This is a genomic window from Roseateles sp. FW305-36, assembly GCF_058787015.1.
Genome location: NZ_JBYSZK010000024.1, coordinates 1 through 12,169, shown reverse-complemented (window position 1 = coordinate 12,169; position 12,169 = coordinate 1). Strand labels below are relative to the sequence as shown.

Annotated in this window: 12 protein-coding genes; 8 read left to right on the top strand and 4 right to left on the bottom strand. The window is 66.9% G+C overall.

The window, feature by feature from the left end:
• The first annotated feature begins 59 nt into the window (after positions 1–59).
• The gene (locus tag AC3WOE_RS29155) at positions 60–2,255 is read left to right on the top strand and encodes an O-linked N-acetylglucosamine transferase, SPINDLY family protein (RefSeq protein ID WP_492695771.1); all 2,196 of its coding nucleotides are present in this window, start codon (positions 60–62) and stop codon (positions 2,253–2,255) included.
• A 29-nt stretch (positions 2,256–2,284) separates the two neighbouring features.
• Positions 2,285–3,118, top strand: a complete 834-nt coding sequence (locus tag AC3WOE_RS29150) for a MipA/OmpV family protein (protein ID WP_492695769.1) — start codon at positions 2,285–2,287, stop codon at positions 3,116–3,118.
• 104 nt (positions 3,119–3,222) lie between these two features.
• On the opposite strand, the gene groL is transcribed toward AC3WOE_RS29150, so the two are convergent.
• The 3 genes from groL to AC3WOE_RS29135 form a co-directional block, all read right to left on the bottom strand.
• Positions 3,223–4,872 carry a chaperonin GroEL gene (groL, locus tag AC3WOE_RS29145; protein WP_492695767.1) on the bottom strand — a complete coding sequence of 550 codons (1,650 nt, stop codon included), beginning with the start codon at positions 4,870–4,872 and terminating at the stop codon, positions 3,223–3,225.
• Positions 4,873–4,970: 98 nt separating this feature from the next.
• Positions 4,971–5,261 (bottom strand): co-chaperone GroES, encoded by a 291-nt coding sequence (gene groES / locus AC3WOE_RS29140; protein WP_492695765.1) that lies wholly within the window; start codon positions 5,259–5,261, stop codon positions 4,971–4,973.
• Positions 5,262–5,560: 299 nt separating this feature from the next.
• On the bottom strand, positions 5,561–6,181 hold the full coding sequence (locus tag AC3WOE_RS29135; RefSeq protein WP_492695764.1) for a PEP-CTERM sorting domain-containing protein: 621 nt from the start codon (positions 6,179–6,181) through the stop codon (positions 5,561–5,563).
• A 220-nt stretch (positions 6,182–6,401) separates the two neighbouring features.
• Between AC3WOE_RS29135 and AC3WOE_RS29130 the strand changes: the two genes are divergently transcribed.
• The 6 genes from AC3WOE_RS29130 (at position 6,402) to AC3WOE_RS29105 (ending at position 11,537) form a co-directional block, all read left to right on the top strand.
• Positions 6,402–7,319, top strand: a complete 918-nt coding sequence (locus AC3WOE_RS29130; protein ID WP_492695762.1) for a LysR substrate-binding domain-containing protein — start codon at positions 6,402–6,404, stop codon at positions 7,317–7,319.
• A gap of 108 nt (positions 7,320–7,427) precedes the next feature.
• A complete protein-coding gene (locus tag AC3WOE_RS29125) occupies positions 7,428–8,315 on the top strand; it encodes an amino acid ABC transporter substrate-binding protein (RefSeq protein ID WP_492695760.1) in 888 nt (295 codons plus the stop codon).
• 80 nt (positions 8,316–8,395) lie between these two features.
• On the top strand, positions 8,396–9,139 hold the full coding sequence (locus AC3WOE_RS29120) for an amino acid ABC transporter permease (protein ID WP_492695758.1): 744 nt from the start codon (positions 8,396–8,398) through the stop codon (positions 9,137–9,139).
• Positions 9,139–9,804 carry an amino acid ABC transporter permease gene (locus tag AC3WOE_RS29115; RefSeq protein ID WP_492695756.1) on the top strand — a complete coding sequence of 222 codons (666 nt, stop codon included), beginning with the start codon at positions 9,139–9,141 and terminating at the stop codon, positions 9,802–9,804. The genes AC3WOE_RS29120 and AC3WOE_RS29115 overlap by 1 nt, the downstream gene beginning before the upstream one ends.
• A 10-nt stretch (positions 9,805–9,814) precedes the next feature.
• A complete protein-coding gene (locus AC3WOE_RS29110) occupies positions 9,815–10,549 on the top strand; it encodes an amino acid ABC transporter ATP-binding protein (protein ID WP_492695754.1) in 735 nt (244 codons plus the stop codon).
• Positions 10,550–10,559: 10 nt separating this feature from the next.
• Positions 10,560–11,537 (top strand): catalase family protein, encoded by a 978-nt coding sequence (locus AC3WOE_RS29105; protein ID WP_492695752.1) that lies wholly within the window; start codon positions 10,560–10,562, stop codon positions 11,535–11,537.
• Here AC3WOE_RS29105 and AC3WOE_RS29100 read toward each other — a convergent pair.
• Positions 11,534–11,935, bottom strand: coding sequence for a nuclear transport factor 2 family protein (locus AC3WOE_RS29100; protein WP_492695750.1), 402 nt, complete (start codon positions 11,933–11,935; stop codon positions 11,534–11,536). The two genes, AC3WOE_RS29105 and AC3WOE_RS29100, sit on opposite strands and share 4 nt — an antisense overlap.
• Positions 11,936–12,169: the final 234 nt, after the last annotated feature.

The window sequence follows — 12,169 nt, the reverse complement described above, 5'->3', positions numbered from 1 at the left end:
TCCGGCGCCAGGCTGGTGCGTTCCGGCGTGTTGCCCCTTCTTACTGACCCCCCGATCACATGGCAAACGCCGCACTTCAAGACCTTTTCACGCTTTTCCAGGCCGGGCGCCACGCCGAGATGGCGGCCCGGGCTCGCACCCTGCTGGCGGTCCAGCCCCAGGACGGTCAGCTGTGGAAAGCGCTGTCAGTGGCCCAGCAGATGCTGGGCGAGGACGCGTTGCCGGCCCTGGAGCGCGCGCTGGCCCTGCTGCCGGGCGATGCCGAGTTGGCGGCCAACCTCGGTACACTGCTGGCGTCGCGGGCGCGCTGGCCCGAAGCCCGGGCGGCCTGCGAACGCGCGCTGAAGCTGCAGCCGCGTCTGTCGGGCGCCCACAACAACCTGGGCAATGCACTGCTGGCCCTGGGCCAGCCGGCCGAGGCCCTGGCTGCTTTCGACACGGCCCTGGGGTTGCAGCCGGACCTGATTGCGGCCTTGGGCAATCGTGGCCGGGCGCTGCTGGCCCTGGGTCGGGCCGCGGACGCCGCGCGAGCCTTCGAGCAGGCCGCCGCGGCGCGGCCGACGGACGCCGGCTTGTGTGCCCATGCCGCAACGGCCTGGACGGCGGCGGGGGAAATGGGCGCCGCCGTGGCGATGCAGCGCGAGGCCGTGGCCCGCGCGCCGGCCGATGGCGGCCAGCGCTTCGCCCTGGGCCAGCTGCTGCGCGACAGCGGTGATGCGGCAGGCGCGGCGGCGGCCTGGGAGGACGTGCTGGCGCAGGATGCCGGCCATGCGGAGGCCGCCTGCAATTTCGCCCTGCTGCGGCCTCAGCGGGGCGAGGCGGTGCTGGTGGCGGCGCTGGCCACGGGTCTCGCCGGCGAGCGCCGCGCCGCCGTGCTGGCCAATCTCGGCGGGCTGATGGCCGAGCAGGGGCGGCAGGCGGAGGCCGTGACCGCCTACCGTCAGGCGCTGGACGCGACGCCTTCGTCACCGCCTGCCCTGAGCAACCTGGCCCATGCCTTGAAGCATGCCGGCCGCCTTGACGAAGCCGATGCCTTGCTGGGACGACTCATCGAGCTCGAGCCAGCGCTGCTGAGCGCGCGCAGCGACCGGCTGTTGTTGCGCAACTACCGCCAGCGCACGACCGACGAGAACGTGGCCTTGCGAGCCGAGGCCGCGGATTTCGGCCGTGCTGCAGGAGGGTCGCGCGTGCAGCGCCAGGCCATGCCGTCGCGAGGCTTTCGCGTCGGCCTGGTCAGCGCCGATCTGCGCAGCCATCCGGTCGGGCGGCTGGCCGAGGCTTGGCTGCCGGCCCTGGCGGCCCGCTGCGAACTGTTTGTGTATTCAAATGCGCGCGTCGACGATGTGCTGGCGGCCCGGTTGCGGGCCGCGGTCCCGAACTGGGCGGCCGTAGGCGGGTTGGACGACGCGACACTGGCCGCGCGTATTGCCGCCGACGGCATCCACGTGCTGGTCGACCTGAATGGTCACACCGGCGGCCATCGGCTGGGCGCGTTCGCGCGCCGGCCCGCACCGCGCCAGTTCAGCTGGCTCGGCTATGCCGGCAGTACCGGCCTGGAAGCGATGGACGGCTTCATCGGCGACCGCTGGCTGCTGCCGCCGGGCAGCGAGGCCGGCTTCGTCGAGCCCCTGCTGCGCCTGCCGGACAGCTTCACGGTCTATGCGCCGCCCGCCGAGGCGCCCGGTGTCACCGTGCGCGATGGGCCGGTCTGCTTTGGCAGCTTCAACGCCGTGCACAAGCTCAACGACGCGGTGCTGGGGCTGTGGGCGCGCGTGCTGGCGGCGACGCCGGGCAGCCGCCTGCTGCTGAAGGCGCCGGGCCTGCAGCACGAGGCGGCGCGCGCGGCCCTGCTCGGGCGCTGGCCGGGCGATCCGGCCCGCCTGGAGCTGCAGGGGCCGGGGCCGCTGGCCGACTATCTCGATGCCTTCGGACGCGTCGACATCGCCCTCGATCCCCATCCCTACAGCGGCGGCATGACGACGTTGGACGGGCTCTGGATGGGCGTGCCGGTGCTGACCCTGCCGGGTCCCGCGCCGATCTCGCGCCAGGGCCTGAGCTTTCTGCAGACCCTGGGTCTGGCGCAGGACTGGGTGGCGGTCGACGAGGAGGACTTCGTGCGTCGCGCCGTGCGAGGGGCGGGTGACCGTGCCGGTCTGGCGGCACTGCGGGCCGGCCTGCGCGAGCGCATGGCCGCCAGCCCCTTGTGCGATGCCGAGCGCTTTGCCCGGGACTGGCTGACCCTGGTGCAGGCATGATGCGCGCCGTCACCACTCGTCCCCGCGTCATGAAGCGTGTTCTCGGTTTCGGCCTGGCCTGCGTCGCGACCCTTGTGCATGCGCAGGATGCGCAGACGCCGAAAAAGCCCGATCTGCCGCTGTGGGAGCTCGGCCTGGCTGCGGGCACGCTGTCACAGCAGGCCTATCCGGGCGCCGACCAGCAGGTCAGCCGCACGCTGGTGCTGCCCTATGTGGTCTACCGCGGCAAGGTGCTGAGGGCCGACAACGAGGGCGCGGGGCTGCGTGCGATCCGCACCGAGAGCTTCGAGCTGGACGTGTCGTTCGCGGGCTCGCTGAGCGCCGGCGGCAAGTCGCTGCGGGCGCGCGAAGGCATGGCGCGCCTGCCCTCGCTGGTGGAATTCGGGCCGGTGGCGCGCTGGTATCTGAATGGCCGCGACGCGGCCAACCGCCTGAGCTTCGAGGTGCCGGTGCGCGGCGTGTTCGAGGCCAGCGACCTGCGTCACCATCGCGGCATGAGCCTGGAGCCCGAGCTGTCGCTGGAGCGGCGGCAGCTGGCGGGCTGGAGCTATGGCGTCAGCGCCGGCCTGCTGTTTGGCGATCGCCGCCTCGGGTCGATGTACTACACCGTCGAGCCCGGCGAGGCCCTGCCGGATCGGCCGGCCTATGCGGCCCGCTCGGGCTTGATCGCGTGGCGGCTCAAGGGCGGCGTGTCGCATCAGCTGACGCCCGATCTGCGCCTGTTCGCCATCGGCCGCGTCGACAGCGTGGCTGGCGCGGCCAACCGCGCCAGCCCGCTGGTGCGTCAGACCACCGGTGCCACCCTTGGCATCGGCCTGACCTACACGCTGACCCGCTCGGCGGCGCGGGCCACGAGCGACTGACAAGAAAAAAGGGGCTGCTCGCGCAGCCCCTTTTTCTTGAATGCTCGATCAGTTGGGGACAGAGCAGCCGGGCGGGTACGCCCGTCAGGTCTGTCCCCAATGTCTTACATGTCCATGCCGCCCATGCCACCCATGCCGCCCATGCCACCAGGCATGCCGCCGCCGGCGGCTTCTTCCTTGGGGGCCTCGGCAACCATGCACTCGGTCGTCAGCATCAGCGACGCGACGGAGGCGGCGTTCTGCAGGGCAGTGCGCGTCACCTTGGTCGGGTCCAGGATGCCCATTTCGATCATGTCGCCATAGGTGTCGTTGGCGGCGTTGAAGCCGTAGTTGCCCTTGCCGGCCAGCACGGCGTTCACGACGACGGAGGCTTCGCCACCGGCGTTGTAGACGATCTCGCGCAGCGGGGCTTCGATGGCCTTCAGGACCAGCTTGATGCCGGCGTCTTGATCAGCGTTGTCGCCCTTGATCTCGCCAGCGGATTGCTTGGCACGCAGCAGGGCCACGCCGCCACCGGCGACGATGCCTTCTTCAACGGCGGCACGGGTGGCGTGCAGCGCGTCTTCCACGCGGGCCTTCTTTTCCTTCATCTCGACTTCGGTGGCAGCACCGACCTTGATGACGGCGACGCCGCCGGCCAGCTTGGCCACGCGCTCTTGCAGCTTCTCGCGGTCGTAGTCGCTGGTGGCTTCCTCGATCTGGATGCGCACTTGCTTGACGCGGGCTTCGATGTCGGCAGCAGCACCGGCGCCATCGATGATGGTGGTGTTTTCCTTGCCCACTTCGACGCGCTTGGCCTGGCCCAGGTCAGCCAGCGTGACCTTCTCGAGCGACAGGCCGACTTCTTCGGCGATGACCTTGCCGCCCGTCAGGATGGCGATGTCTTCCAGCATGGCCTTGCGGCGGTCGCCGAAGCCAGGAGCCTTGACGGCGACAACCTTCAGGATGCCGCGGATGGTGTTGACCACCAGGGTCGCGAGGGCTTCGCCTTCGACTTCCTCGGCAATGATCAGCAGCGGACGGCCGGCCTTGGCGACGGCTTCCAGCGTGGGCAGCAGGTCGCGGATGTTGGACACCTTCTTGTCGTACAGCAGCACGAAGGGGTTGTCCAGGATGGCGGATTGCTTTTCCGGGTTGTTGATGAAGTAGGGCGACAGGTAGCCGCGGTCGAACTGCATGCCTTCGACGACGTCCAGCTCGTTGTTCAGGCTCTTGCCGTCTTCAACGGTGATGACGCCTTCCTTGCCAACCTTGTCCATCGCGTTGGCGATGATCTGGCCGACGTCGGCATCGCTGTTGGCGGAGATGGTGCCGACCTGGGCGATTTCCTTGGAGGTCGTGGTGGCCTTGGAGGCCGCCTTCAGCTGGGCGACGAGGGCTTGCACAGCCTTGTCGATGCCGCGCTTCAGGTCCATCGGGTTCATGCCGGCGGCCACGTACTTCATGCCTTCGCGGACGATGGCCTGGGCCAGCACGGTGGCGGTGGTGGTGCCGTCACCGGCGTTGTCGCTGGTCTTGGAAGCGACTTCCTTGACCATCTGGGCGCCCATGTTCTGGAGCTTGTCCTTGAGCTCGATTTCCTTGGCCACGGACACGCCGTCCTTGGTCACGGTCGGGGCGCCGAAGGAGCGCTCGAGCACCACGTTGCGGCCCTTGGGGCCCAGGGTCACCTTGACCGCGTTGGCCAGGATGTTCACGCCTTCAACCATGCGGGCACGAGCCTCGCCGCCAAAGATCACGTCTTTTGCTGCCATTTGATTCTCCGGATATCCAAATTGGGGTCAGAGTCGAATTCTCTGAATCAGTTGGGGACAGAGCTCGCGCTGCGCGCTTCGGTCTGTCCCGCAAGCCATTACTTCTGCACCACAGCGAAGAGGTCCTCTTCGCGCATGACCAGCAGCTCTTCGCCGTCGACCTTGACGGTCTGGCCGGAGTACTTGCCGAACAGGACGCGGTCGCCGACGGCGATGTTCAGGGCCACGAACTCACCCTTGTCGTTGCGCTTGCCCGGGCCGACGGCCAGGACTTCACCTTGATCGGGCTTCTCGGCGGCGTTGTCGGGGATGACGATGCCCGAGGCGGTCTTGGTTTCTTGCTCCAGACGGCGAACGATCACGCGATCGTGCAGGGGGCGCAGCTTCATGGAATCTCCTTGAGAGTTGGAACTGGAGCGGCCGTGACGTCGCGGCACGCTGAAAAAATGGGGCCACCAGCTCAACACCGGTCAGCCCGATCTCGTTAGCACTCGAATGCGTTGAGTGCTAGCAGAGAGGCATTATAGGGACGGAGGATGGCGATTCAAGAGCTGCATCATGGGAATGGCCCGTCGCCCGACCGTTTCAAAGCGCCGGCCCCGCCTGCGCCTGTCGGCGATGGCTGCACGCGCCGGCGGCCCCATGAAAAAAGACCGCCGGGGCGGTCTTTGCTTTCGGTGCGGGTCGCTCAGCGCGCGGCGCGGCGGCGAACCCAGCCGAGGCCACCAAGGGCAGCCAGGGTCAGGGCGACGCTGGCGGGCTCGGGCAGGCGGCCGGGAGGGGCGACGTTGACAGTCTTGAAGCTGAGGTCGTCGATCAGGATGGATTGATCGACGCCTGAGAAAACGACGGTGCGGGCCACGCCGCTGAAGGTCAGGGTGGCCTGAGACCAGTTGCAGAAGGAGAAGGCGCCGCAGGATTTGCCGGCCAGTCCCGACAGGCCGGGCTTGCCCAACTCGACGCCATTTTCGTCGAAGGCATGCACCGCCAGGTTGATGGTTTCCGTGCTGCCCGAATAGAAGAAGGAGATGGCGTCGGAGAAACCGAGGCCGGCAACGGCATTCAGCGTCATCGAACTGCCCATCAGCACGGCGCCACAGCTGTTGTCGCGCTGGAAGCTGAAATCGCCGCCGCAATTGCCTGCTTCGGAGACGCCCGTCCAGGCAGTGCCGGTCACGGTGACGCCCTTGGATGCGTACTGGTTGGTCAGCAGCTCCGAGGTCGTCACGTCCTCGAAGTTCAGGGTGACCGCGCCGGCCATCGCCGATTGCATGGTGGCCGTCAAGGCGAGTGCCAGAAGTTTGCTCATCGCACGCATGGCGTTCTCCGTCCAGGGTTTGTTCGAGTTGGGTTCTGGCACGAACTGTAAACAAGGCCCCACATGACGGGCTGGCTGTCTCCCCTTCAGTTGGGGGGGAGTCAAGTACCTGGGGGCCTCGCTTAGGGGGGATCGGGCGCCTCACGCGCACGCAGATCTGAGTCGTTCTGCACGCACGGCCGGAATGAATGCCTTGGCTACACTGCCGGCGGTGGAAACCAAATGGCTTGAAGACTTCGTCAGCTTGGCCGAGACGCGCAGCTTTTCCCGCTCCGCCCAGCTGCGCCACGTGACCCAGCCGGCGTTCTCGCGCCGCATCCAGGCGCTGGAGGCCTGGGCTGGGGTCGACCTCGTGGACCGATCGTCCTATCCGACGCGCTTGACGGCCGCGGGCGCCACGCTGCTGGCCCAGGCCGTCGAACTGCTGGGCAATCTGCAGGCGACGCGGAACATGCTGCGCAGCCACCAGGCGGCCGACCAGGACATGATCGAGTTCGCCGTGCCGCACTCGCTGGCCTTCTCCTTCTTCCCGCACTGGCTGATGGGCCTGCGCCGCGGCTTCGGCGCCATCAAGTGCCGGCTCAATGCGGCCAATGTGCACGACGCCATGCTGCAGCTCAGCGAAGGCAATTGCGACCTGCTGCTGGTCTATCACCATGCCAGCCAGCCGCTGCAGCTGGACCCCGAGCGCTATCAGATGGTGTCGCTGGGTCATGAGACCTTGTCGCCCTATGCCAAGGCAGACAGCCAGGGTGAGCCGCAGTTCCGCCTGCCCGGCCGGCCGGGCCAGAAGATCCCCTTCCTCAGCTATGCCTCCGGTGCCTATCTGGGGCGCCTCGTCGAGCTCATCGTCAAGGAGGCCGACTGCGCGCTCAACCTCGACGCCATTTATGAAACCGACATGGCCGAAGGCCTGAAGGCGATGGCGCTCGAGGGCCATGGCTTCGCCTTCCTGCCCGCCAGCTCGGTGCAGAAGGAGATCGCCAGCGGCCGCCTCGTGCCGGCCGCGGCGCCGGGGACTTTCAGCGTCAGCATGGAGCTGCGCATCTACCGCGAGAAGCCCGAGCTTTCGCGCCGGAGCAAACCTGCCTCCTTGGCTTTGTGGGACTATCTGTCGTCCCAGGCATGAGCTCATCCCGGTTCGGCATGCATCGTGTAAACCCGTATTCGGGCTGAACCTGGGGCGTGGTCTGCTCACGCCTGTTATCGATATCCACTTCCTGTTGTTGGAGCCTCCATGAAGAAAGTTCTGCTCGTCGCAGCCCTGTTCGCCGGCGTTTCGGCCGTCCATGCCGAAGACACGCTGAAGAAGATCAAGGACAGCGGCGTCATCACCATGGGCGTGCGTGAGTCCTCGGGCCTCGCCTACACCATCGGTGACGGCAAATACGTCGGCTACCACATCGACGTCTGCGACCGCGTCATCGCGGACCTGCGCAAGCAGGTCGGGGGCAAGCTGGAAGTCAAGCACCAGCCCGTCACCTCGGCCAACCGCATCCCGCTGACGGTCAACGGCACCATCGATCTCGAGTGCGGCTCGACGACCAACAACATGGCGCGCCAGAAGGACGTCGCCTTCGCCGTGACGACCTATGTCGAGGAAGTGCGCATCGCCGTGAAGGCCAATTCCGGCATCACCAACATCGCCCAGCTCAACGGCAAGACCGTCGCCACGACGACGGGCACGACCTCGGTGCAGACCCTGCGCAAGCACGAGCGTTCGACCGGCGTGGACTTCAAGGAAGTCTTCGGCAAGGACCACGCCGACAGCTTCCTGCTGCTGGACTCCGGCCGCGCCGACGCCTTCGTCATGGACGGCTCCATCCTGGCCAAGAACATCGCCACCTCCAAGAATCCGGCCGATTTCAAGATCGTCGGCGAGGTGCTGTCCGTCGAGCCCATCGCCATCATGATGCGCAAGGACGACCCGGCCTTCAAGAAGGCCGTGGACGACAGCATCAAGGGCCTGATGAAGTCGGGCGAGATGGCCAAGATCTACGACAAGTGGTTCATGCAGCCCATCCCGCCGACCAACACCAAGATCGGCCTGCCGCTGTCCGCCGCGACCAAGGACGCCTGGGCCAACCCGAACGACAAGCCGATGGAAGACTACGCGAAGAAGTGATTCGCGCAGTGATCTGAAAGGCCGCAAAGCGGGTGCCTGGCACCCGCTTTGCTTTAGACAAGAGGCTTGAGGAGAGGCCCATGAGTTGGGATTGGCAGTTCTACTGCAATGACACCGCCACCGGGGAGGCCGTCGCCGGCTGCTTCGGCCCGGGCGGCAAGGAGCAGACCTATCTGCAGTGGATGTTGAGCGCCTGGGGCTGGACGCTGACGGTTTCGCTGCTGGCCCTGCTGCTGGCGCTGGTCGTCGGCTCGCTGATCGGCATCATCCGCACGGCGCCCAACAAATGGCTGGCGCGCTTCGGCGAGGCATGGACGGAGCTGTTCCGCAACATCCCGCTGCTGGTGCAGGTCTTCCTCTGGTACCACGTCATCCCGGCGCTGTTCCCGGTGCTGCGTGAGGCCCTGCCGCCGTCGGTCCTCATCGTCTTTGCCCTGGGCTTCTTCACCAGTGCGCGTATCGGCGAGCAGGTCAAGGCCGGCATCCAGACCCTGCCGCGCGGCCAGCGCTATGCGGGCCTGGCCGTCGGCATGACCCTGCCGCAGACCTATCGCTTCGTGCTGCTGCCGATGGCGTTTCGCATCGTCATCCCGCCGCTGACCAGCGAGAGCATGAACATCGTCAAGAACTCGGCCGTGGCCTTCGCGGTCAGCATTCCCGAGCTGGCGCAGTTCGCCCAGCAGGCCTCTGAAGAGACCTCCCATTTCGAGGAGATCTTCATCCCCGTCACGCTGCTGTACTTCGTCTCCGCCTTTGCGATCAACCGTGTCGCCAAGTTCGTCGAGGCGCGGGTGCGCATCCCCGGCCAGTCGGGAGGCAAGTGATGCTGAATCTCGACTATTCCTTCCTGAACTGGGCGGTCATCCAGAGCTTTGTCGCCAAGGGCTTCTGGTTCTCCATCCAGTTGACGCTGGTCGCCATGATCGGCGGCATCATCCTCGGCACGCTGCTGGCCATGATGCGCCTGTCCAGCCACAAATGGCTGTCGGCGCCGGCGGCCCTGTATGTCGACACGCTGCGCTCCATCCCGCTGGTGATGGTGATCCTGTGGTTCTTCCTGCTCATCCCCAAGCTGCTCGGGCCGCTGGGCGGCGAGACCTCGGCGCTGATCACCTTCACGCTGTTCGAGGCCACCTACTACTCCGAGATCATGCGGGCCGGCATCCAGTCGGTGTCGCGCGGCCAGGTCAACGCCGGCTATGCCATGGGCATGACCTACGGCCAGACCATGCAGCTCGTGGTGCTGCCCCAGGCCTTCCGCAACATGCTGCCGGTGCTGCTGACCCAGACCATCATCCTGTTCCAGGACACCTCGCTGGTCTATGCCGTCGGTGCCTATGACCTGCTGAAGGGCTTCGAGGTCGCGGGCAAGAACTTCAACCGCCCGGTCGAAACCTACCTCGTCGCCGCCGTCGTCTATTTCGTCATCTGCTTTGCGCTGTCGCAGCTCGTGCGCCGCCTGCAGAAGAAGATCGCCATCATTCGCTGAGGGTCAAGTTGTGATTGACATCAAGAACATCTCCAAGTGGTACGGCAGCTTCCAGGTGCTGACCGACTGCACGACGTCCATCAAGAAGGGCGAGGTCGTCGTCGTCTGCGGGCCCTCGGGCTCGGGCAAGTCGACGCTGATCAAGACCGTCAATGCGCTGGAGCCCTTCCAGAAGGGTGACATCGTCGTCGACGGCACCTCCATCGCCGACCCCAAGACCAACCTGCCCAAGCTGCGCTCGCGCGTCGGCATGGTGTTCCAGCACTTCGAGCTGTTTCCCCATCTGTCGGTGACCGAGAACCTGACCATCGCCCAGACCAAGGTGCTGGGCCGCTCGGCGGACGACGCCAAGACCCGCGGCCTGAAGATGCTGGACCGTGTCGGCCTGTCGGCTCACAAGGACAAGTTCCCCGGCCAGCTGTCCGGCGGCCAGCAGCAGCGCGTGGCCATCGCCCGTGCGCTGTCCATGGACCCCATCGTCATGCTGTTCGACGAACCCACCTCGGCGCTGGACCCCGAGATGGTCGGCGAAGTGCTGGACGTGATGGTGCAACTCGCCAACGAGGGCATGACCATGATGTGCGTGACCCACGAGATGGGCTTCGCCAAGCGCGTCAGCAACCGCGTCATTTTCATGGACGCCGGCAAGATCATCGAGGACTGCAGCAGCTCGGACTTCTTCAACAAGCCCGACGAGCGCTCGCCGCGCGCCAAGGACTTCCTGGCCAAGATCCTTCAACACTGAGGACAGCGCCATGAGCAGCGTCGGCACCGGTTGGGAAGAGATCATCGGCGCCGACGAGGCGGCTCGTCATGCCGAGGCGGCGCGCATGATGGCCGCGATGCAAAAGCGCAAGGACGAGCGCTTCGGCAGCGGCCGTGCCCTGCACCGCAAGGCCCTGGCCGCTGTGCGCGGCAAGCTGCGCGTGCTGGACGGCCTGCCCGACCACGCCCGCCACGGTCTCTTTGCCGCACCCGGCGAGCATGAAGTCTGGGTGCGCCTGTCCAACGGTGCCATGGACAGGCAGAGCAACCGCCGCCCCGACATCCGCGGCTTCGCGATGCGCGTCTTCGGGGTCGACGGCGAAGCGGCCCTGGGCGGCCGCACCGATCACCAGGACCTCTCGCTGATCAACCAGACGGCCTTTGCCTTCCCGGACAGCCGGCACTTCTTCGGCCTGGTGGAAGCCGCCGGCCGCAGCCCGGGCGCCGTCATCGGCTGGATGTTCAAGACCTTCGGCCTCATCGGTGGCGTCAAGCAGATCAAGAAGCTGGCTGCGACGGCCGGCAAGCCTTTCACGGGCTTCGCGACCGAGGCCTTCGCCAGCACCCTGCCCATCAGCTGCGGGCCTGCGGCCGTCAAGATTCGCCTGCTGCCGCCGGCCGGCCTGAAGCCGCGCGCCAACGTCGATGGCGACTGGGCCGGCGACCTCGCCGCGCAAGCCGCTGCCGGACCGCTGAAGTACCGGCTGCAACTGCAGTTCTTCGTCGACGAGGCGCGCACGCCGCTGGAAGACGCCTCCGTCGAATGGCCCGAGTCCGTCGCGCCCTTTGTCGACGTGGCCGAGCTGGTGCTGGAGGCGCCGTCGACCGACGCCGACTTCATCGCCCGCGTCGAGTCCGGCGTCTTCGACCCCTGGCAATCGCTGGTCGCGCACCGGCCTCTGGGCGAGGTCATGCGGGCCCGCAAGGTGGCCTACTTCAGCAGCCAGCAGGTGCGCGGCGCCGCCTAAGCCTGGCGGCGCGCCACCTCGACGGCGGCCGTGTCATACATGCCGACGAAGCGCGCGACCTTGCCGTCGCGCAGCGTGAACAGATGCACCCAGGGCGTCTCGAAAACACCTTGCCCGGGCTTGGCGCGGGTGCGTTCCCAGCCCAGCACGGTGACGTGGTCGACGCCGGCGAAGAACTCGCGCGGCTCGAAGGCCTGGATGTCGTCGAACTCGGCGACGAGGCCGAACCAGCGCAGCAACTCGGCCTTGCCCTTGAACTGACCGATGTAGGGCAGGTCTATGCTGCCCAGCATGGACCAGTCGACATCGTCCTTGCACAGGCCGAGCAGGCCTTCGACATCGCCGCGGCCGAAGGCGGCGTACATGGACTGGACTACGGCGGTGGGGCTGGTCGTCATGGCGGTCTCCGGGTTGGGATAACCGCCTTTACGCGGCCCTGTCCGTGCCGGATGCGTCATCCCGGTTGCTGGACCGCGCTTTGCCGGCTGCGGGCCGAGCGCTGGGCCGTTCCCGAGCCGGCCCGCGCTGGCGATGTGCTTGCGGCTCGATGCCGCTAGCATCGCCGTCCCCTTGTATCTTCCCAATTGGACGCTCAGCCGGTGTTGCTGAGAGTCTGCGATGTCGCGGTCGCT